This is a genomic window from Streptomyces pseudoechinosporeus (assembly GCF_054783935.1).
This window is the reverse complement of record NZ_BAAGPS010000029.1, coordinates 1-20614: the sequence shown is the minus strand read 5'-3', so window position 1 is coordinate 20614 and position 20614 is coordinate 1. Positions and strand designations below refer to the sequence as shown.

17 protein-coding genes and 1 pseudogene are annotated in these 20614 nt (G+C 69.3%); 10 read left to right on the top strand and 8 right to left on the bottom strand.

The annotated features are described in order from the left end of the window. Positions 1–15: 15 nt before the first annotated feature. Positions 16–258 carry a hypothetical protein gene (locus tag ACYVO6_RS28935; RefSeq protein WP_461066214.1) on the bottom strand — a complete coding sequence of 81 codons (243 nt, stop codon included), beginning with the start codon at positions 256–258 and terminating at the stop codon, positions 16–18. Positions 259–904: 646 nt separating this feature from the next. Here ACYVO6_RS28935 and ACYVO6_RS28930 point away from each other — a divergent pair. Continuing rightward, positions 905–1276, top strand: coding sequence for a DUF1330 domain-containing protein (locus tag ACYVO6_RS28930; RefSeq protein WP_461066212.1), 372 nt, complete (start codon positions 905–907; stop codon positions 1274–1276). A gap of 360 nt (positions 1277–1636) precedes the next feature. Continuing rightward, positions 1637–2102 (top strand): annotated as a pseudogene (locus tag ACYVO6_RS28925) (IS701 family transposase); the annotation flags it as partial. An 82-nt stretch (positions 2103–2184) separates the two neighbouring features. On the opposite strand, the gene ACYVO6_RS28920 reads toward ACYVO6_RS28925, so the two are convergent. The 5 genes from ACYVO6_RS28920 to ACYVO6_RS28900 form a co-directional block, all read right to left on the bottom strand. Beyond that, positions 2185–3285, bottom strand: coding sequence for a PDR/VanB family oxidoreductase (locus ACYVO6_RS28920; RefSeq protein WP_461066210.1), 1101 nt, complete (start codon positions 3283–3285; stop codon positions 2185–2187). A 23-nt stretch (positions 3286–3308) separates the two neighbouring features. Beyond that, complete coding sequence (locus ACYVO6_RS28915; protein ID WP_461066208.1) at positions 3309–4220, bottom strand: metal-dependent hydrolase; 912 nt, start codon at positions 4218–4220, stop codon at positions 3309–3311. 85 nt (positions 4221–4305) lie between these two features. After that, entirely contained in the window at positions 4306–5229 is a 924-nt protein-coding gene (locus ACYVO6_RS28910) for an alpha/beta fold hydrolase (RefSeq protein ID WP_461066206.1), read from the bottom strand. Next, positions 5226–6359, bottom strand: coding sequence for an MBL fold metallo-hydrolase (locus tag ACYVO6_RS28905; protein ID WP_461066204.1), 1134 nt, complete (start codon positions 6357–6359; stop codon positions 5226–5228). The genes ACYVO6_RS28910 and ACYVO6_RS28905 overlap by 4 nt, the downstream gene beginning before the upstream one ends. A 4-nt stretch (positions 6360–6363) precedes the next feature. After that, positions 6364–7275 (bottom strand): SDR family oxidoreductase, encoded by a 912-nt coding sequence (locus ACYVO6_RS28900; RefSeq protein WP_461066202.1) that lies wholly within the window; start codon positions 7273–7275, stop codon positions 6364–6366. A 152-nt stretch (positions 7276–7427) separates the two neighbouring features. Here ACYVO6_RS28900 and ACYVO6_RS28895 point away from each other — a divergent pair, with 152 nt between their 5' ends. Then, on the top strand, positions 7428–8069 hold the full coding sequence (locus ACYVO6_RS28895; protein WP_461066200.1) for a TetR/AcrR family transcriptional regulator: 642 nt from the start codon (positions 7428–7430) through the stop codon (positions 8067–8069). A gap of 267 nt (positions 8070–8336) precedes the next feature. Further along, complete coding sequence (locus ACYVO6_RS28890) at positions 8337–9140, top strand: exodeoxyribonuclease III (protein ID WP_461066198.1); 804 nt, start codon at positions 8337–8339, stop codon at positions 9138–9140. On the opposite strand, the gene ACYVO6_RS28885 is transcribed toward ACYVO6_RS28890, so the two are convergent. Next, positions 9137–9769, bottom strand: a complete 633-nt coding sequence (locus tag ACYVO6_RS28885; RefSeq protein ID WP_461066241.1) for a MerR family transcriptional regulator — start codon at positions 9767–9769, stop codon at positions 9137–9139. The genes ACYVO6_RS28890 and ACYVO6_RS28885 overlap by 4 nt on opposite strands. 233 nt (positions 9770–10002) lie before the next feature. Between ACYVO6_RS28885 and ACYVO6_RS28880 the strand changes: the two genes are divergently transcribed. The 4 genes from ACYVO6_RS28880 (at position 10003) to ACYVO6_RS28865 (ending at position 13712) form a co-directional block, all read left to right on the top strand. Continuing rightward, a complete protein-coding gene (locus ACYVO6_RS28880; protein WP_461066196.1) occupies positions 10003–11541 on the top strand; it encodes a flavin-containing monooxygenase in 1539 nt (512 codons plus the stop codon). Beyond that, positions 11538–12461: an alpha/beta fold hydrolase gene (locus tag ACYVO6_RS28875; protein WP_461066194.1), complete on the top strand. Its 924-nt coding sequence runs from the start codon at positions 11538–11540 to the stop codon at positions 12459–12461. Before ACYVO6_RS28880 ends, ACYVO6_RS28875 begins: the two co-directional genes overlap by 4 nt. Then, entirely contained in the window at positions 12458–13351 is an 894-nt protein-coding gene (locus ACYVO6_RS28870; RefSeq protein WP_461066192.1) for an SDR family oxidoreductase, read from the top strand. Before ACYVO6_RS28875 ends, ACYVO6_RS28870 begins: the two co-directional genes overlap by 4 nt. Before the next feature lie 79 nt (positions 13352–13430). Then, a complete protein-coding gene (locus ACYVO6_RS28865; RefSeq protein ID WP_461066190.1) occupies positions 13431–13712 on the top strand; it encodes a hypothetical protein in 282 nt (93 codons plus the stop codon). Between the two features lie 112 nt (positions 13713–13824). Here ACYVO6_RS28865 and ACYVO6_RS28860 read toward each other — a convergent pair whose 3' ends face one another. Continuing rightward, complete coding sequence (locus tag ACYVO6_RS28860) at positions 13825–17127, bottom strand: S41 family peptidase (RefSeq protein ID WP_461066239.1); 3303 nt, start codon at positions 17125–17127, stop codon at positions 13825–13827. 284 nt (positions 17128–17411) lie between these two features. On the opposite strand from ACYVO6_RS28860, the gene ACYVO6_RS28855 reads away from it, so the two are divergent. Beyond that, positions 17412–18002, top strand: coding sequence for a TetR/AcrR family transcriptional regulator (locus tag ACYVO6_RS28855; protein WP_461066188.1), 591 nt, complete (start codon positions 17412–17414; stop codon positions 18000–18002). Between the two features lie 121 nt (positions 18003–18123). Then, entirely contained in the window at positions 18124–20370 is a 2247-nt protein-coding gene (locus ACYVO6_RS28850) for an MMPL family transporter (RefSeq protein WP_461066186.1), read from the top strand. Positions 20371–20614: the final 244 nt, after the last annotated feature.

The window sequence follows — 20614 nt, the reverse complement described above, 5'->3', positions numbered from 1 at the left end:
CCTCTCCGGCTCGCGTCATCTGGCTGCGATACTCCGGACGGCCGACGGACCTGCTTCCAAGCCACGGTGCAGCGAGAGAAGGGGAAGAAACCGCTGGTCGCCTGCTTCGGCGGGATCCCGCTCAAGCGACAACGCATCGCCGTCATTACCGACCGCCAGCCGGATATGGCTACTACCTGGCGCAACGAGCTGATTCATCGGCTCCTTGCCGAGCAGTGCGAGATGCGCGAGGGACGGGCTGGGCTCCAGGTCCACCACGTCCGCAAACTTGCCGATCTCAACAGGCCAGGACGGCCGGAACGGCCGTGCGGAGATCGACCTTGGACTTCGGTGGCACCATCGCACCCTCATCACGCACCGAACGGCGCCCCTCCGCTCGGACTTGCGCGCGAAAACCGATCAGTTTACGATGAGGGAACCGATCGGTTTCTCGTCGCGGAGGCGGGTGAGTCCCGAACCCCCATTACTTAGGAGTACGGATGGCTTCCCCGCGCTACGCCGAAGGGCAACCGCCTAGTACTCCAGTGCGGTTTCGTGATCTATCCAGCAGGTTTGTCGGCGGATCGTCGTCGGTAGTGGCTGCGGCGGGCTGTTGCCTGGTGGCGTCTGCGCCAGTTGGGCCAGTGCGGCAGTCCGGCCTCGGCGCGGCGTTGGTCGACGAGGCTGTGTGCCACGCGGGGCCAAAAAGGTGTACCCAACGGCACGGGAAGCGTACTCAGATTCCCGCGACCTCAGTCTTCACCCGAGCGCTGGAAGTGCGTTCTTCACAGTCAGTCTCCGAGATGGCGCAAATCGCGACCGACGTCAACATCATCATCAACAATGCCGGCGTCCTGCTGCCGGTGCCCCGCGCCCGCCTAGAGCAGCGAACACCAGTTTCCTGAGACCGGAGAGGGTATTAGCAATGAGTGCGAATTCACAGAAGAAGAAGTTTTACGCCCTGAATATGTTTGACGTGGTCGACTTGGAGAAGTACCTCGCGTATTTCAGCCGTTTGCCCGAAGTGGCTCCGCAATATGGTGGCCGAATGGTGGCGTTTGGCCGTTTCCGAGACAACGTAGCCGGTGACCTCGCGCCACGGCAGGTTCTGTTTCTCGTTGAATGGGAGTCCGAAGAGGCGTTCAACAGCTTCCGGGACGATCCGGACTTGGCCGACTTTCATCCGCTGCGGGAGAACGGGACGGCGTCCTATATCTGGCAGGCGTTCGATGGTCTCGATATGAGTGACCCCGCCGACGTTTCGCTCGACGATGTACTGGCGGTGCTCAAGCCTTAAAACCCGCATCGCTACGGAGCCGGAGCCGGATGAGCCAGCTGACGAGTCGTCGGCTGGCGAAGGACGCCTCCGGCAAGCGCGGACTCCATTGGAGGCTCGGCGGTCCAGTTAGTACTCCAGCAGCGTTTCGCTATCTGGCCTGGTCAGGAGGCATCGCCCGGAGTGTAGTTGGCTGATGGCGTGTCAGGGGCGGTCTTGGCGGACCGCCCCTCCAAGGAGCGGATCCAGAACTGGCCGCGGTGTGATCCGGGCAGTCTCCCAACGTGATCGACGACCTTGCGAACGCGACCTGGGACCGTGAACTCGACGACCTCTTCCTCCGCATCGGCCACCGCTTCGGCCGCGCGGACCTGCGACGTCGGCCACCGCACCCCCGATGGCCTGCAGCGGCTGCTCAACGGAGCCACCTGGAGTGCCGACGACATCCACGACGACCTGCAGACATACGTCGCCGAGAAGCTCGGCGGCGACGACGGGGTACTTATCCTTGACGACACCGGCTTCATCAAGAAAGGCACCACCTCCGCGGGTGTCCAGCGCCAGTACTCCGGCACCGCCGGCCGCACCGAGATCCCCCAGAGGGGGTACCCCCAGCCAGACCGGCGTCTTCGCCGCCTGCGCCACCACCGGCGGCCGGGCCCTGGTGGACCGCGAGCCGTATCTGCCCAAGTCCTGGACCAACGACCGCGAACGCTGCCGTGCCGCGAAGATCCCTGACGAACGGGCCTTCGCTACCAAGCCAGAGCCGGCCAAGGCGATGGTGCTGCGCGCACTCGCCTCGCCGCTGTCGATCGCCTGGGTGACCGCGGATGCCGCCTACGGCCAGGACGGCAGTCGGCCCATCCGCAACAGGTCGGCCAGGTCCGCGACATCGCGAACGTCGTTCTTCACGGGCGCTCGGCCATCGCTCACACCTCCAGCACCAACCGCTCTCCTTCCGGTGCACGCGAGACGCAGGGCAGCATGGCGCCGGCCGCACGTTCGGTGGCCGTGAGCTGGCGGTCACGATGATCGACATGGCCATGGGCCACCCGTACCCGGCAGGTGCCGCAAAACCCCTGGCGGCAGGAGAACGGCATGTCCGGCAGGGCCTCGTGGAGAACATCCAGGGCGGAGCGGTCGTACGGCACTGGCAGAACCCGTCCGGTGTCGCCCAGCTGAAGTTCGAAGGGACGGCCGTCCGTGATCGGGGCCGGGGCGAAACGCTCGAAGTGCAGGGCTGACGCGCGGCTACCACCGAACGCGCGCCGAACGCCGTCGATCATGGGCGCGGGCCCGCAGCAGTACACCGCACCCGCCGCCGGGCTCAAGCTCAACAGATCGGCTGCTTCGGGCACGCCGGACTCGTCGTCAGGACGGATGGAGACCCGGCCAGGGGCTGTGGCTGCGAGTTCGGCCAGCTCTGCCGCGAAGGGCATCGAGCCGCGGCTGCGGCCGGTGTGCACGAGCCTCCAGTCCAGCCCGCGTCGGGCGGCTTCCCGAGCCATCGGCAGGATCGGGGTGATTCCGATGCCGCCCGCGATGAGCAGGATGGATGCTTCGGCGGCGAAGGGGAAGGCGTTCCGGGGCCCGGTGACCGCGACCCGCACACCGCCTCCGAGGGCGTCGTGCACCTCGGCCGAACCGCCTCCGCCGTTGGCGATGCGGCGCACCGCGATGCGGTACCGGTACCGGTCGGCAGGGTCGCCGCACAGAGAGTACTGCCGCTTGCGGCCGGAGGGCAGGTGCAGTTCGATGTGGGCGCCGGGCTGCCAGGGCGGGAGTATTCCCCCGTCGGGTGCTGCCAGCCGCAGGGAGACGACATCTTCGGCCTCTTGGTGCTTGGTGGCGACCACCAGTTCCCGGATCACGGGCATCTCGGTGTCCGGCGGGCGCCTGGGAGGAGTGCTGCGCCGCGCGAGGCGCGTGACCGCGTTGTCGCTGAAAGCCGCCAGCTTCTGCATGAAGGAGTCGCTGCGCGGCCTGCCGTACAGGTCCGGCGGCCGAGTGAGGGGTGTGCTGGTGTCCATGGGATGCCTCAATGGTTGCCGGGTCATCGCGCAGCCGCTCGGGCAGCAGGGGACGCCGCCAGGTAGGCGACCGCCTGCTGAGTCGAGCCCTCCTGGGTCGGGTGGTAGCCGGGGCGGAAGTAGCGCAGCACCGAGCGGGCGAACGCGCCCGGCCGGGGCAACAGGTCCTTGCGGGCCGCGGCCAGGTAGTCGCGGAAGCGGACCTTGACCCGATCGTCGAGTTCGGGGTCGGCGCTCATCAGGAAGCGGACTCCGCGGATCCACAGCCGGGTCAGCACCGGAGCGGTGACGAGCATGCCGACCACTCGGCGCCGGTACCGGGGATCGAGGTGCACCAGCAGGTCGAACGCGACCGAACGGTGTTCGACCTCCTCCGCGCCGTGCCAGCGGAACAGATCGAGCATCGCGGGGTCCGCGCCGGCCTCGTCCAAGTGTCCGTTGCTGAGAATCCAGTGGCCCATATACGCGGTGAAGTGCTCGAAGGCTGCTATGAGGGCGAGCCGTTGGAGGAGGTGCGCGTGTGCGGCGGCCGGCGTCAGCTCCGGCCGGTCTCCGAGCACCCTTCGGAAGATCCATTCGGACTGCAGCGTGTACGGAGCCGGGTCCAGCCCCTTGGTGAGCAGGTGCTCCAGGACCTCCTGGTGCGCCTCGGCGTGCATCGCTTCCTGGCCGATGAAGCCGCGTACGTCCTCGCGCAGCCGGTCATCGGTGATCAGTGGCAGTGCCTGCTCGAAGGTGCGCACGAACCAGCGTTCGAGCTCGGGGAGCATCAGGTGGAGCACATCGAAGGTGTGGGTCGCGAAGGGCTCACCCGGCAGCCAGTGCAGCGGGGTGGTGCCCCAGTCGAAGGTGACGTCCCGGGGTTGCAGCACCAGGTCGTGGTGGTCGATGGGCTCGGACGGACGTTCCCGGTGGGCATGTGCGGCTCGGAACATGACAGGTTCCTCCTCCGTCGGTGATCGGTGTGTGCGAAGGGGCGGTCAGGCAGTCGTCGTCCAGTGCTGCCGATTTGTTGGGCTGTCAGGTCGGGTGCGGGGTGTGGTCCTGATCGCGGCGGGAGCCGTCTTCGATGCGGTGGGCGAATTCCGCGATCCGGGACGCGATCTCCTCGGGGTGGCTGAGCTGTACCCAGTGCCCGGCGTCGATCGGGCGCCGTTGTATCCGGCGCGTCCAGTGCTCCACTCCGTACGACAGCACCGGGGTGACGCAGAAGTCGCGGGTGGGGATGATGAGCTGAATCGGGATGGTGGTCGGCCGGTCCCGGGGATGCAGCAGGCGGGGCAGCATGTTGGCGCGGTACAGCGCGGTGCCGAACACGGCGTCGCGGGCCAGCGTCGGCGCGGGGTAGGGGGTGTGGTCGGGTACGCCTTGGGAGCCGGTGAGGAAGGTGCGCCAGCGGTGTCCCAGTGCTCTCCAGGTCAGGGTGGGCAGGAGCGGAAGATGGAAGTAGGCGATGTACCAGGACCGTGCGGCCTGCCGCAGCATCTTCGGCAGTTCCGGATGCCGCGGCCGAAGGCGGGCACGGATCAAGTGGCCGACGTGGTCCAGGCAGGGTCCGGAGATGGAGGTGAACGAGGCGATCCGCCCGGCCAGGCGGGTGCCGGTGACCGACTCCCAGGAGTGGATCGATCCCCAGTCGTGTCCGACCAGGTGCACCGGGCGGTCGGGGCTCACGGCGTCGAGAACCGCCTCCAGGTCGGCTTCCAGGCGGGACATCCGGTAGGCGCGCAGACCCCTGGGCCGGTGGGAGGCACCGGCTCCCCGCACGTCGAAGGCGGTGACGTGGAAGCGGTCGGCCAGGCGCTCGGCGACCGGGCGCCACACGGCGCTGGTGTCCGGATAGCCGTGGACCAGCACCACCGGAGGAGCCGTGGACGCTCCCCATTGGTAGGCGGCCAACTCCACGCCGTCCGCAGCGATCCGGCGGGCGGCCGGGCCGGTCATCGGCCACCACTGGCAGGGGTCAGTTCGCCGTAGTTCAGACCGCCGTGGATGAAGCTGGGCAGCACCGGCCACTGCCGCTTGAAGGGGGCCAGCTCCGAGGAGGGCAGAATCTGCAGCCAGCGCGGATCGCGCCGGCTGGGGCCGGCGAGGGTCTTCTCCTTGACCATGGAGTCGTACTGGTCGAGAGAGTCCTCCAGGGTGTTGGCGTTGGGCACCACTTCATGGCCGTAGAACGCGGCGTGGCGGCGTACCCCGGGGATGCGGGAGAGCTCGGGCTGCCAGTTGTCGGCCGAGATGCCGTTCTCGGAGGAGACCCACACCCCGTCGGGGGTGTTCAGCACCAGGGAGTGGTTGCCGTCCGTATGGCCGGGGGTCCACAGCAGGCTGACGCCGACACCGAGTTCGACATCGCCGTCGAAGGCGGTGACGCGCTCGCCCGGTACCCCGTCCATGCCTCCGTCGACGTACCAGGCCCACTGCATCGGATGCATCGATTCGAAGGTGCCCAGCTCCCTGCGGTGCACCAACAACCGGGCGCGCGGGAACAGCGCTTCGCGGGGCGCCCGTTCGCCGGGAACGGTGCTGGTACTTCCCATGATCATGCGCACGTCCTGGACGTGCAGGTGGTCGAAGCTGACGAAGTCCACGTCCTCGGGTCGCAGACCGCAGGAGGGCAGGACGGTGTTCGGGTCCTGGTAGTAGCGGGCGAAGACGTGCTCGGTGAGAAAGTCCCCCGCCAGACGCTTGAGCTGGGCGTAGAACGGCGCTTGAGCCGTTCCGGCGGCGACGGTCGGCTCCCACACCAGTGTTTTCGGCTCACCGTCGAAGCCGTCGAACTGCACGACGAGCATCCGGTTGACGATGCTCACGAACGGGTTGACGGCGAGTGCGGCGCCGTGGAAGCCGAACCGGGTCGGGTACGGGGCGGCGGCGATGTCGAAACTGCGGACGGCGTGGATGCGGCCCTGCTGCACGAACCGCTCACGGTAGGTGGCCGCGGCGCGGCGCACGGCGCGCAGCCGGTCACCGCGGGGCCATACGTCGTGGACACCTTCGAATTCGGGGATGGGACGCGGAGCGGCGGCGTCCTCCTTCTTCGCGCTGGGCGCCGGCTTGGGCGTGGTGGTCACGGGCTCACCTTTCGGGATAGCGGGCGGTCCGGGTGCGCTGCTCGTAGGCCGCGCGGACCGCCCGGTCGGACAGGGCGGCGAGCTGGTCGGGGACAAGGAGGTGATGCAGGGCGTCGCGGGCACGGCCTGGCAGCAGCGCGGCCAACCGGGTCAGGGCGGCTACCTGGCGCGGAACGAAGACCTCGAACCGCGGGCGCAGCACGACGTCGAGCACCGCGTCGGCCACCTGATCTGTCGTCAGGCGTCGGGTGGGGCCGGTCGCGGTGCCCACGGCCAGCTCGGTGTCCACGACGCCGGGCATCACCAAGGACACGTGCACGCCGGTGCCGCGCAGTTCGGCGCGGACGGCTGTGCTGTAGCCGTGGACGGCGTGCTTCGTCGCCGCGTAGGTAGCCTCGCCGGCCGGGGCGACCTTGCTGGCGGCGGAGGCGATGTTCACCACGTGGCCGCGACCGCGTTTCCGCATCCCCGGGATCACGAGTTTCATCCCCCGCAGTACGCCGTGGACGTTGACGTCGAACTGGCGCAGGGCGGCTTCCTCCGGTTCCTCCTCGAAGGGGCCCACCCACATGATTCCGGCGTTGTTGATCAGTACGTCGATCGGCCCCAGTTGGGCCTCAACGGTGCGCAGGAAGTCTTCGAAGGAATGTGTGTCGGTGACGTCGAGAGACAGCCCGAGCAGCCGGCCACCGGGATGCGCGCCGATGGCACCAGCCGTCTCCCTGGCAAGCTCCGCGTCGAGATCGCCGATCGCCACGGCGGCTCCGGCTGCGGCGAGCCGGGCCGCGACGGCACGCCCGATTCCGCGGCCCGCCCCGGTGACCGCGATCACTCGGCCGGTCAGCGGTTCTGTGCGGGGGAGCCTGTCGCGGTCTCTTCGGCTGAACGTGTACGGGTATTTGGGCGGTGCTGCCACGGTCGAGCCCCTTTCTTGCCCTGAGCATGAGCGGAACGCCGAGCGGCAAACGGCCCCCACGCGCGTCTGACACGATGCCATGTCAGATGAACTGACAAGCTAGAGTGTCAGTTCAGAGCACACCGGTGTCAACACCTCTGCGAAGGGGAGAAATGACCGGCACACAGACCGCCGGGCGACGCTACGGCGGACGCGATGCGGCGCAACGACAGCAGGAGCGCCGCACCCGCCTCATCCAGGCGGGCCTCGACCTGTTCGGCACGGTCGGATACGCCTCGGTCTCCGTCAAGCAGGTGTGCTCGCATGCCGGACTGACCGAGCGCTACTTCTACGAGTCGTTCCGCGACCGCGAAGACCTTCTCGCCGGGGTCTACAACGAGCTGATCACTACGATCACAGCCGAAACCGCGCAGGCCGCAGCCGCTGCCGCACCCGATGTCGACGCCCAACTGCGCGCCGGCCTCGAGGTGTTCATCCGCACACTGGCCGGCGACGCCCGCATGGCCCGCCTGGTGCTCATCGAGGTCGTGGGCGCCAGCCCCCGCCTCGAAGTGCGCCGCCGTGAGGTCCTGCACGAATTCGCCGCAATGGTCGCCGCCGTCGTCGGACCGCTCCCTGGCCCGGAAGCCTCCTCCAACCGGCTCACCATGACCGCGATGAGCCTGGTCGGCGGAGTCAACGAACTCCTCGTGGACTGGACGCTCGGCCACCAGAACGCCACCGTCGAAGAACTGATCGACCTGTGCTACACCCTGTTCATCGCGGCCTACCGAACCATCAGCGACCAGCCCTGATCACGCAGGCCCGGATTCCTTCAGGAGCTTTCTGCACCGGACGGCAGCCCACGGCCCCTGTTCAACGGCCCGGAGCTGCATACGTGGAAGAGCTGGACAGACCAGCGGATACCTTCTGCCCGCACACGCCAGGGACGAAGCCTCAGAAGATCACTTCAGAAACCGACCGGTGGATCAAGGCTTAGGCCCCTGGGCGAGGAGGAGGCCGTCGAGTCGCACATGGCGCTCGCCCAGTAACCTACGTTCCCTGTCGCGTAGGAGAGTGCTGTGCTGACTGTGACCTCTGTGAATGTGAACGGGCTTCGGGCCGCTGCCAAGAAGGGCTTTGTGGAGTGGCTCGCGGGCACCTCCGCCGATGTGCTGTGTCTGCAGGAAGTGCGGGCCGAGCCGCCGCAGTTGCCCGAGGGGATTCGGCAGCCCGACGGGTGGCATGTTGTGCACGCGCCCGCCGCCGCCAAGGGGCGTGCGGGGGTGTCCGTCTATACGCGGCGTGAGCCCGACCGTATCCAAGTCGGCTTCGGCTCCGCCGAGTTCGACGGCAGTGGGCGGTACGTGGAGGTCGATCTGCCCGGGGTCACGGTCGCCTCGCTCTACCTGCCCTCTGGCGAGGTTGGGACCGAGCGGCAGGACGAGAAGGTCCGGTTCATGGGGGAGTTCCTCGCCTACCTGAAGGCGCTCAAGGAGCGAGCCGCCGCCGACGGTCGCGAGGTCGTCGTCTGCGGCGACTGGAACATCGCCCATCAGGAAGCCGACCTCAAGAACTGGCGCGGCAACAAGAAGAACTCGGGGTTCCTGCCGGAGGAGCGCGAGTGGCTCACGGCGGTCTTCGGCGAGGCGGAGGGCGGATACGTCGACGTCGTACGGGCTCTGCATCCGGACGCCGAAGGGCCGTACACGTGGTGGTCCTACCGTGGGCAGGCTTTTGATCGGGATACTGGATGGCGCATCGACTACCACGTGGCGACGCCGGGGCTCGCGGCCAAGGCCGTGAAGGGGCACGTGGAGCGGGCGGCCACGCATGCGGAGCGGTGGTCGGACCACGCGCCCGTGACCGTCCTCTACAACCTTTAGGACCGTTTCCCTGCGTCCCGCACCCGCCGGTCCAGCGCCATCGACAACTCCGCCTCCACCACGCTCTTCGCGAGCGGGCGCAAGCGCTCGAGGTCGCCCGGGGAAGCGCCGCGGGCGATGGCGAGGTCGGTGAACAACTCGGCCAGGGCGTCCGCGTGTTCGCGTACGCGGCGGCCGGCCCGTAGGACGTCCGCGAGTGGGATGCCCTCGCGGACCAGGGCCGCCGAGACGTCCAGCAGGCGGCGGCTGATGTGGACGAGGTCGGTGCCGTCCGTGGCGAGGTAGCCGAGGTCGAGAGCGGCGGCGAGGTTCTCGGAGGTGGCCTGGTCGCCGAAGGCGTCGGCCAGTTCCTCGGGGGAGAGGCGGACCGGGACCTCCTCGGTGGGTGCGCCCAGGCCGAGCAGTTCGCCGACGTCGCGGCCGTGGTCGAAGGCCTCGGCCAGCTCGGCGATGCCGCTGAGGGTGTGGCCGCGTTCCAGGAGCGCCGAGATCGTACGCAGGCGGGCCAGATGGTCGTCGTCGTACCAGGCGATACGGCCCTCGCGGCGGGGTGGCGGAATCAGCTTGCGCTCGCGGTAGAAGCGCAGGGTGCGCACCGTGATGCCGGCCTCCTTAGCCAGCTCCTCCATGCGGTACTCGCGCTTTCCCGTCCCCCGCTCGCCGGGCTCCCGCTGCCCCGATTCCCGCTCTCCCGATGCCTCAGCCACGCAAGCAGCCTATGTTGTACCGCCGGTAACTTCTTGGGGCCCGCCCTCTACCCAGGAATACGCCATTCCCCTACTCTCCCCATTGCGCCAGTGTCCACTGGCATGGTCGCACTGGGGCGGCACGGCACGGCTGGGCCAGGCAGGGAGGGGTCGGGATGACCGAGCGCGAGGATGCGGACGTACGGCATGTGCGCGTGGCGGTGGTCGGGTCCGGGTTCGGTGGGCTCGGGGCCGCGGTGCGGCTGCGGCGGGAAGGAGTCACCGACTTCGTCGTGCTCGAACGGGCCGGCAGCGTCGGCGGCACCTGGCGGGACAACAACTATCCGGGCTGCGCCTGCGACGTGCCGTCCCACCTCTACTCGTTCTCCTTCGCCCCCAACCCCGACTGGCCGCGCACCTTCTCGGGGCAGGAGCACATCCGCGCGTACCTGGAGCATGTGACGGATCTCTTCCGGCTCCGCCCCCACCTCCGCTTCAACTCCGAAGTGAAGAGGATGACTTGGGACAGTGAGCGGCTGCGCTGGGAGATCGAGACCAGCAGCGGCAATCTCACCGCCGATGTCGTCGTCTCCGCCACCGGACCGCTCTCCGAGCCCCGGATCCCGGACATCCCCGGGCTCGACACCTTCCCCGGCGCGGTCTTCCACTCGGCCCGCTGGGACCATGACTTCGACCTGCGCGGCAAGCGGGTCGCATTCGTCGGTACGGGCGCCTCCGCAGCCCAGATCGTGCCCGCGATCCAGCCCCGGGTTTCCCGACTCACCCTCTTCCAGCGCACCCCGCCATGGGTGCTGCCGCGCGTCGACCGGGCGATCAGTGGCGTCGAGCGCCTGCTGCACCGGCAGCTGCCCTTCACCGCGCGGGCCCGGCGTGGACTCCTGTGGGGGATCCGGGAGTTGCAGGTCCAGGCGTTCACCAAGCACCCGGGCGAGCTGGGCCTGGTTGAGCAGTTCGCCCGGCTGAACATGGCCCGGGCCATCAAGGACCCGGCGCTGCGCGCCAAGTTGACCCCCGACTACCGCATCGGCTGCAAACGCATCCTGCTCTCCAGCGACTACTATCCGGCGCTCGCCGAACCCAATGTGGACGTCGTCGCCTCCAGGCTCACTCAGATCCAGGGCAGCACCGTCATCGCCGCCGACGGCAACCGCACCGAGGCCGACGCGATCGTCTTCGGTACGGGCTTCCACGTCACCGACCTCCCGATCGCCGAACGCGTCGTGGGCGCGGACGGCCGCACCCTCGCCGAGGCGTGGGCGACCGGCATGAAGTCACTGCGGGGTGCGAGTGCCGCCGGCTTCCCCAACTGGATGTCGATCATCGGCCCGAACACGGGCCTCGGGAACTCCTCCATGATCCTGATGATCGAGTCCCAGCTGAACTACATGGCCGACTATCTGCGGCAGTTGGACGTCCTCGGCGGACGGGTCGCCCTCGACGCCCGCCCGAGCGCCGTCAGCGCCTGGAACGACAAGGTCCAGGAGCGCATGAAGCGCACGGTGTGGAGCACGGGCGGCTGCACCAGCTGGTATCTCGACGCGAACGGCCGCAACACGACCATCTGGCCCGGTACGACGACGGAGTTCCGCAGCGCGACACGACGCGTCGACCTCGGGGAGTACGAAGTGCTCCGGGAACCCCGGACCCGTACCGACGACATCCAAGGCGAGCAGAAGGTGGAGGCCGGCGCGTGAGCCGACTGACGCATGTGAAGAGTGGTCCCTACTCCCCGCCCGTCCCCGCACGGGAGTTGGCCGCGGTCTCCGCTGACGGCGCTCGGCTGCACGTCGAGGTGCACGGCCCCGAAGACGGGCCCCCTGTGGTGCTCGCGCACGGCTGGACCTGCTCGACTGCCTACTGGGCGGCGCAGATACGGGACCTCGCCGCCGACCACCGGGTCATCGCGTACGACCAGCGCGGGCATGGCCGGAGTCCCGCGCACACCACCTGCACCACGGACGCGCTCGCCGACGACCTGGAGGCCGTGCTCGCGGCCACCCTCGCGCCAGGTGAACAGGCCGTGCTGGTGGGGCACTCCATGGGCGGGATGACGCTGATCGCCGCCTCCGGGCGGGCAGGCCTGAGGGAGCACGCGGCGGCCGTGCTGCTGTGCAGTACGGGCAGTTCGCGGCTGGTCGCCGAGTCGCTGGTGGTGCCGATGCGGGCCGGGCGGCTGCGTACCTGGCTCACCCGGCGCATCCTGGGCGCGCGGGCGCCGCTCGGGCCGGTCACGCCGATCGCCCGACGGATCCTCAAGTACGCGACGATGGGCCCCGGTTCGGCCCCGGAGATGGTCGAGGCGTGTGCGCGCATCGTGCACGCGTGTCCGCGCCGGGTGCGGCACGCCTGGTCGCACGTACTGGACGCGCTCGAACTCGACGACGCCGTAAGGGAGTTGACCATGCCGACGGCCGTGATCGTGGGCACGGCCGACCGGATGACCCCCGTGGTCCACGCGCGCGAACTGGCCGCCGCGCTGCCCGACTGCGCCGGCCTCAGCGAGCTGCCCGGGATCGGGCACATGACCCCCGTCGAGGCACCCGAGCTGGTCAACGGGCGGATCCGGGAACTCGCGTCCACTTATGTGCGGGCCGAGTTGAAGGAGGGCGCATGAGGAGTGGGGCAGGCCTGGAGGGGCAGGTCGCCGTCGTCACAGGCGCGGCGCGGGGCGTCGGTGAACTCCTCGCCCGCAAGCTCTCCGCGCGCGGCGCGAAGGTCGCGCTGGTCGGCCTGGAGCCGGACGAGCTGAAGCGGATCGCCGGGCGGCTGCACACCGAGGGCGGCCACTGGTACGCCGACGTCACCGACCATGAGGCGATGGTCCGGGTCGCGGCCGAGGTGGAGGAGCGGTTCGGGAAGGTCGACATCGTGGTCGCCAACGCGGGCGTCGCGACCGGCGGGACCTTCGCCGGCTCCGACCCCGAGGCCTGGCGCCGCGTCATCGAGGTGAACCTCATCGGCTCGGCGGTGACGGCCCGCGCCTTCCTGCCCGCACTGTTGGCGAGCCGCGGCTATCTGCTGCAGATCGCCTCGCTCGCCGCGCTCACGCCCGCGCCGATGATGACGGCGTACTGCGCGTCCAAGGCGGGCGTGGAGGCGTACGCGCACAGCCTGCGCACCGAGGTCGGCCACAAGGGCGTACGCGTCGGGGTCGGTTATCTGTCGTGGACCGACACCGACATGGTGCGCGGCGCCGATCAGGACGACGTCATGCGGGAGTTGAGACAGCGGCTGCCGTGGCCGGCCGGCAAGACGTATCCGCTGGGGCCCGCCGTCGACCGGATCGTGGCCGGGATCGAGTGGCGGTCGAGTCATGTGTACGGGCAGTGGTGGCTGCGCGGTGTGCAGGGCGTACGCGGATATCTGCCGGGGATCGTGGCGACGGTGGGGCGGCGGGAGATGCAGCGGTTCGAGCCGCGGCTGGGGCGGGTCCGTACGGGGCTTGTCGGCGCAGGTGGGGCGGCTGATGAAGAGGTGCGCGACGCGGTGCGTAACGGTACGTAACTGACCGAAATGCGCGCTTTATCAGGCCATGTAAATCTGGTTCAGGCTCCATCCCCTCACCCACCAGGGAGTGAATCTCATGGGCATGAAGGACGAGTTCCAGGACAAGTCCGAGCGGCTTCAGCAGAGCGCGAAGAAAAAGGCGAGCGGGGGCCGGAACGAGAGCGAGCGCGGCCGGATGACGCCGGAGGAGCGCGAGCGTCGTAGCCGGATGACCCCGGAGGAACGCGAGCGGGCCCAGCACGAGGACGCCCAGCGCCGCCGTCAGGAGCAGCAGCAGCGCGGCCGTCAGGAGCAGGACCCGACGCGCCGGGCCCAGCAGGAGCAGCAGGACCGCCTCGACCAGGACTACGACATCTGACCGCGCTTGATCACGCTCGATCGCGCTGAGCCGCTCTGATCGGTAAGGGGTGCCCTCAATGGGAGGGCACCCCTTACGCGTCGTCCTGGGAGGGCGGTCATTGCGTGTTGGACTACGCGGTTCCCCTGGGAGGCAGTTTCGGGCGGGTCCGGTCCGGAACGTGGTGGTAGTCCGGGGGAATTGCCACCGGATGGTCCGTCAGCAGTTTCAGGGCCAGGTGGACCGCGTCGGCCAACTGTGCGTGGCGGCCCTCCGCCCAGTCCAGCGGGGTGCGCAGCACGGGCAGGTCGGGGCTGACGCCGTGGTTCTCGACGGACCAGCCGTACGCGTCGAACCAGGCGGCGTTCATGGGAACGGTGATGACCGTGCCGTCGCCGAGACGGTGCCGCCCGGTCATGCCGACCACGCCGCCCCAGGTGCGCTGGCCCACCACCGGGCCGAGCTTGAGCAGTTTGAAGGCCGCCGTGATCATGTCGCCGTCCGAGGACGTCGATTCGTCGGCGAGGGCGACGACCGGGCCGCGCGGGGCGTTCGAGGTGTACGACACCGGCTGGGCGTTACGCGTCAGGTCCCAGCCCAGGATCGTACGGGTGAGTTTCTCGACGACCAGCTCGCTGATGTGCCCGCCGGCGTTGCCGCGCACGTCGACGATCAGGGCGGGCCGGGACATCTCCATGCGCAGATCGCGGTTGAACTGGGCCCAGCCCGAGCCGCCCATGTCCGGGATGTGCAGATACCCGCACTTGCCGTGGCTCAACTCCCGTACGACCTCCCGGCGTTTGGCCACCCAGTCCTGGTAGCGCAGGGGCCGCTCGTCGATCAGCGGCACGACCGCGACCCGGCGCGCATGGGCCTCGCCGTCCGCCGCCGGGTCGGTCATCGTGCCCGTAACCCCGTCCGACACCGCGAACGTCAGCTCCACCGTCGTACCGCCCGCCCCCGCGAGCAGCGGATACGGCCCGGCGACCGGATCGACCGGCCGTCCGTCGACGTGGGTGAGCACCGCGCCCTCGCGGATCCCCGTACCGGCCAGCGGTGAACGCGCCTTGGAGTCGGACGACTCGCCGGGCAGGACCCGCCGAACCACCCAACTGCCGTCTTTGCGGACGAAGTTGGCGCCCAGCAGGCCCTGTGCGCGCTGGTACTGCGGCGGCCCTTCGTTACGGCGCGCGGGAATGACGTACGCATGGGACGTGCCCAGCTCGCCCAGGACCTCGCGCAGCAGATCCGCGAACTCGTCGGGGGACGCGACCCGTTCGACCAGCGGCCGGTACTGGTCGAGCACCGCGTCCCAGTCGATGCCGCACATCTTCGGCTCCCAGAAGTACGCGCGGATGAGCCGGCCCGCCTCCTCGTACGACTGCCGCCACTCGGCGGCCGGGTCGACGTGGTGCAGGATGCGGCGTGAGTCGATCCACACGGTGGTGTCGAGGTCGCCGGACTCGGTGGAGGGGACGGCGCGCAGGTCGCCCTCGTCGACGACGACGAGCCGCGAGCCGTCGCCGCTGAGGGCGAACCAGTCGAGATGGTCGACGAGTTCGGACTTCTTCGCCTTGCTGATGTTGAAGTACTCCAGAGTCGGCCGCCCGGAGGTGTCGGCCGGGTTGACGAAGGTCTCGCCGAGCGCGCCGGAGATCGGCCAGCGCAGCCAGACCAGACCGCCGCCCGCGACCGGGTACAGCGCCGAGTACTTGGAGGCGGGCACCGGGAAGGGCGTGACCCGCATCGCCAGGCCCTCGGTCTCGACGGTCACCGCGGCGCCGTCGCCGGTTTCGTCCTCGGCCACATCCAGGCCGCCCGCGGCCGGGCGTCCCTCGGGGGTCAGCGCGAAGGGAGAGGGCGTCGCGGACGACAGCGGGACGAGGTACGGGCGACAGCCCAGCGGGAAGGACAGATCGCCGGTGTGCACGTCGTACACCGGGTCGAAGCCGCGCCAGGACAGGAACGCCAGGAAGCGGCCGTCCCGCGTGAACACCGGGTTCTCGTCCTCGAAGCGGCCGTTGGTGACGTCGACGATCGTGTGCGCCACCGGACCTACGGCTCCCGGACCTTCGGCTCTCGGTCCCTCGATCCGCGCGATCTTGATCTGCCGCAGGGACCGGCCGATGCCCGGGTGCGACCAGGTCAGCCAGGCGCCGTCGGGGGAGAAGGCGAGGTCGCGCACCGGCCCGTTGATGGACTGGATCAGCTCGGTGACCCCGCCGCCTGCAGGCTCCTCCGCCGCATCGATGAGCAGCAGCCGCCCGTCGTTGGAGGCGATCGCGAGCCGTTCCCCCTGCGGATCCGAGACGAGTTCCAGTACGCGGCCAAGGCGGCCGGAGGCGATCCGGCGCGGTGCGCGGGCGCCGGTCGCGCGCGGCAGGTACGCGATCTCGACGGCGTCCTCGCCCTCCGCGTCCGTCACGTAGGCGAGCCGCCCGCTCGAGCCGAGCATCTCCGGCAGCCGTACGCGTACGCCCGGGGTGTCCGCGATGGTGCGCGCCGGGCCGTCGCGGTGCGTGAGCCAGTACAGGCTGCCGCGGACGACGACGGCGCTGGCCCGGCCCGTCTCGTCCACGGAGATCCCGTCGACGTGCAGACCGGCCGGCACCTGGTACGGGCGGCGCCCCGCACGCGGCCCGCCCAGGCGCACATCGAGGCGGCGGGGCCCCGAGCCGGCGGACAGATCGTCGACGATCCACAGCTCGCCCGCGCACTGGTAGACGACGCGGGTGCCATCGCTGGAGGCGTGGCGGGCGTAGAAGGCGTCGTGGTCGGTGTGGCGGCGCAGGTCGGAGCCGTCGTGCAGGCAGGAGTAGAGGTTGCCGACGCCCTCGTGGTCGGAGAGGAAGGCGATGCGGTCGCCGACGAACATGGGTGCGTCCAGGTGTCCGTCGAGGTCGTCGAGGATGCGCCGCCCGTGAAGCCAGAGGCGTCCGGTGGCGCCGCCGCGGTAGCGCTTCCAGGAGGCGGGCTCGTGCGGGGGCGTGCCGGTGAGCAGCAGCGTCTTGTGCTCGCCGGCGACGTCGGCGACCGCGATGTGCGAGACCGGGCCCCAGGGGAGCTTGCCGCCGGGGTCGCCGTCGACCGGGAGCTTGTAGGCCCAGGTGAAGTGGGCGAAGGGCTCGCCGTGCGAGGCGACGGCGAGGATGTCGCCGTCGGGGTTCCAGCCGCAGACGCGGGTGTCGGGGCTGCCCCAGTAGGTGAGCCGTCTGGCCGGGCCGCCGTCGACCGGGGCGAGGTGGATCTCCGGGTCGAGGCTGCGCCAGTTCGTGTACGCGATGTGCCGGCCGTCGGGCGAGAAGCGCGGGTGGCCGACCTTCGTACGGTCGACGGTGAGCCGCCAGGCCCGGCCGGGGTCACCGAGGGGGGCTACCCAGAGGTCGTCCTCGGCCACGAAGCAGAGCCGGTCGCCGCTGAGGTGGGGAAAGCGCAGATAGCCGGGTGCCGTCTCTTCCGCTGCCGTTCGTCCCCGCGTGGTCGGGTTCTCGTGCTTGTCGCTCACCTACCCATGCTTTGCCTGGGGAGGGGACCCGGCAACTTGTGGCGATGGTTGACCGACGGGGGCGTGATCCAGGACACGTACGAAACGGTTTCGTTTCGCAGAATCTCGGGGTACCTTCATAGGCGTACGAAACCGTTTCGTTCGGAGGCGTGAGTTCGCAGACGTGGGTCTGTAGCCTGGCGCTCCGAGCGTTGGAGTGGGAAAGGGTGAGTGGGATGGCTGAAGCCGCAACGGTGCGTCGGAGTCGGATCACACCCGAGCGTGAGGCCGAGCTGTACGGGGCCGTGCTCGACCTGCTCCGGGAAGTCGGCTACGACGCCCTGACCATGGACGCCGTGGCCGCCCGCACCCGGTCCAGCAAGGCGACGCTCTACCGCCAGTGGGGCGGCAAGCCCGAGCTGGTGGCCAAGGCACTCCGGCATCACAAGCGGCTCGACATGGCCGAGATCGACACCGGATCTCTGCGGGGCGACTTCCATGCCATGGCGAGGCGTGACGATGACTGCACCATGGAGCAGGACACCGCGCTGATGCGGAGCCTGGTCATGGCGATCCAAGCCAGCCCGGATCTCCTCCAGGCGTTCCGGGAGTGGCTCATCGAGCCCGAAATGGCCGAGATTCGCAAGGTGTTGCAGCGTGCCGTCGAGCGAGGTGAGATCCGTGCGGACAACGCCGCGATGGACTACGTGCTGCACATGCTCCTCGGCGCCTTCGTCGCCCGGAACCTGATCGACGAACTGCCGCCGACCCAGGCGTATCTCCTTTCGTACATCGACGCCGTGGTCCTCCCCGCTCTCGGCGCCTGACGCTCAACCACCTTCCAGAGTTACCCACTTGCACCACTTGCACCTGACGCGACCGCTCACGTCGTCGGGCTGATCACCCCTGCCCTGTTCCACCCCACGACCTGACCGGGAGTACTCCCTCGTGGCTACCTTCCTCTATAAACTCGGCCGACTCGCCTTCCGGCGACGGCACTTCGTCGCCCTGATATGGGTGGCGCTGCTGACGCTCGCCGGTGTCGGCGCCGCCAGCGCCCCGGCGGCGGGATCGACTTCCTTCTCGATCCCCGGCACCGAGGCGCAGAAGACCTTCGACCTGCTGGAGCAGCGCTTCCCCGGCATGAGCGCCGACGGAGCGACCGCGCGGGTCGTCTTCGAGGCGCCCGACGGCCAGAAGATGACCGACGCGGACCACAAGGCGGCCGTCGAGAACACCGTCAAGGAGCTGGGCACCGGCTCCGAGGTCGTCTCCGTCACCGACCCGTACGTGACCAAGTCCCTCAGCAAGGACGAATCGATCGCGTACGCGCAGGTGTCGTACAAGGCCCCCGGCATGGAGCTGGAGGACTCCTCGAAGGACGCCCTGGAGGAGGCCGCGCAGGATGCGCGGGACACCGGGCTGACCGTCGAGGTCGGCGGTGACGCGCTCCAGGCCGTCCCGCACACCGGGGCCACCGAGATCATCGGTATCGCGGTCGCCGCGGTCGTTCTCGTCATCACCTTCGGCTCGCTGGTCGCGGCCGGACTGCCACTGCTGACCGCGCTGATCGGGGTTGGTATCGGCGTCGCGAGCATCACCGCCCTGGCGGACGCGCTCGATCTCGGCACCACCACCTCCACGCTCGCGATGATGATCGGCCTCGCCGTCGGTATCGACTACGCGCTGTTCATCGTCTCCCGGTACCGGGCCGAGCTGGCCCAGGGCCGCGAACGCGAGGAGGCGGCCGGACGGGCCGTCGGCACGGCGGGCTCCGCGGTGGTCTTCGCCGGGCTCACCGTAGTGATCGCCCTGGTCGGCCTGGCCGTGGTCAACATCCCGATGCTGACGAAGATGGGCATCGCGGCCGCGGGCACCGTCGCCATCGCCGTACTCATCGCCCTCACCATGATCCCGGCGCTGCTCGGGTACGCGGGTAAGAAGGTCAAGCCCGCGGGGGAGAAGGGCAAGCTGCTGGGCGGCGGCCGTACCGCCAGGAAGGCCGCCGAGAGGGCAGCCGAGGGCGCCGAGCCCAAGGCGAACATGGGCACCCGCTGGGCCCGCTTCGTCGTCCGCCGGCCGATCGCCGTCCTCCTCCTGGCTGTCGTCGGCCTGGGCGCCGCCGCCGTCCCCGTCGCCTCGCTGGAGCTGGGCCTGCCGGACGACGGCTCGCAGCCGACGTCGACGACCCAGCGCAAGGCGTACGACCTGCTCTCCGAGGGCTTCGGTCCCGGCTTCAACGGTCCGCTGATGGTCGTGTACGACGGTGAGTCGAGCGACAACCCGAGGGCCGACGCCACCGAGGTGGCCGACAAGATCAAGGGTCTCGACGGCGTCGTGTCGGTGAGCCCGGCGCAGTTCAACAAGGCCGGCGACACCGCGACGATCACCGTGGTCCCGGACTCGAAGCCGTCTTCCGTCGAGACCGAGGACGTGGTGCACGCCATCCGTGACTCGGGAGGTGCCGTCAAGGCGGACACCGACGGAGAAGTCCTGGTCACCGGCACGACGGCGATGAACATTGACGTCTCGCAGAAGCTCAACGACGCGCTGATCCCGTATCTGGCGCTGGTGGTGGGCCTGGCGTTCCTGCTGCTGATCATCGTCTTCCGCTCGATCCTGGTCCCGCTGAAGGCGGCCCTCGGCTTCCTGCTCTCGGTGCTCGCCGCGCTCGGCGCAGTCGTCGCGGTCTTCCAGTGGGGCTGGCTGTCCGGCCTCCTGGGCGTCGAGGAGACCGGCCCGATCATGTCGATGATGCCGATCTTCATGGTCGGCGTGGTCTTCGGCCTGGCGATGGACTACGAGGTCTTCCTCGTGACCCGCATGCGCGAGGCGCACGTCCACGGAGAGAGCCCCGACCAGACGATCGTGACCGGCTTCGAGCACGGCGCCCGCGTCGTCTCCGCCGCCGCGGTCATCATGATGGCCGTCTTCGCCGGCTTCATCGGATCCAGCGAGTCGATGGTCAAGATGATCGGCTTCGGCCTCGCCATCGCGGTCTTCTTCGACGCGTTCATCGTCCGCATGGCGATCGTCCCCGCAGTCCTTGCCCTGCTCGGCAAGCGGGCCTGGTGGCTGCCGAAGTGGCTGGACCGCGCGCTCCCGAACGTCGACGTCGAGGGCGAGGGGCTGCGCGCCCACGACACCGACGGTCCGAAGGACCCGGACGAGGACCGGGAGTTGGCACGGGTTTGAGACTACGAGTCTGAAGCCTCACCTGAACGGACAGGGCGCCCCACGTATACGTGGAGCGCCCTGTCGCGATGCCTTCCCCTCGGCCTGATGCGGCACTAGTGTGATGCGCCTGAAATCGCGGGCTTAAGTCTGTAGCCTGTTTTCATGTCTCGGGGTCCTCGTGCCGTCGAAGTTGTGCTGTCCGATGAGGAGCGTGCCGAGTTGCTGCGCTGGGCGGGCGGGGCGGTGGCGCCCCGTCTCGTCG

Coding starts and splice junctions, on each gene's coding strand:
- ACYVO6_RS28910 (WP_461066206.1), bottom strand. CDS start 5,229: ATGACCGGCCCGGCCGCCCGCCGGATCGCTGCGGACGGCGTGGAGTTG.
- ACYVO6_RS28930 (WP_461066212.1), top strand. CDS start 905: ATGAGTGCGAATTCACAGAAGAAGAAGTTTTACGCCCTGAATATGTTT.
- ACYVO6_RS28870 (WP_461066192.1), top strand. CDS start 12,458: ATGAGGAGTGGGGCAGGCCTGGAGGGGCAGGTCGCCGTCGTCACAGGC.
- ACYVO6_RS28915 (WP_461066208.1), bottom strand. CDS start 4,220: ATGTTCCGAGCCGCACATGCCCACCGGGAACGTCCGTCCGAGCCCATC.
- ACYVO6_RS28885 (WP_461066241.1), bottom strand. CDS start 9,769: ATGGAGGAGCTGGCTAAGGAGGCCGGCATCACGGTGCGCACCCTGCGC.
- ACYVO6_RS28920 (WP_461066210.1), bottom strand. CDS start 3,285: ATGGACACCAGCACACCCCTCACTCGGCCGCCGGACCTGTACGGCAGG.
- ACYVO6_RS28880 (WP_461066196.1), top strand. CDS start 10,003: ATGACCGAGCGCGAGGATGCGGACGTACGGCATGTGCGCGTGGCGGTG.
- ACYVO6_RS28895 (WP_461066200.1), top strand. CDS start 7,428: ATGACCGGCACACAGACCGCCGGGCGACGCTACGGCGGACGCGATGCG.
- ACYVO6_RS28855 (WP_461066188.1), top strand. CDS start 17,412: ATGGCTGAAGCCGCAACGGTGCGTCGGAGTCGGATCACACCCGAGCGT.
- ACYVO6_RS28865 (WP_461066190.1), top strand. CDS start 13,431: ATGGGCATGAAGGACGAGTTCCAGGACAAGTCCGAGCGGCTTCAGCAG.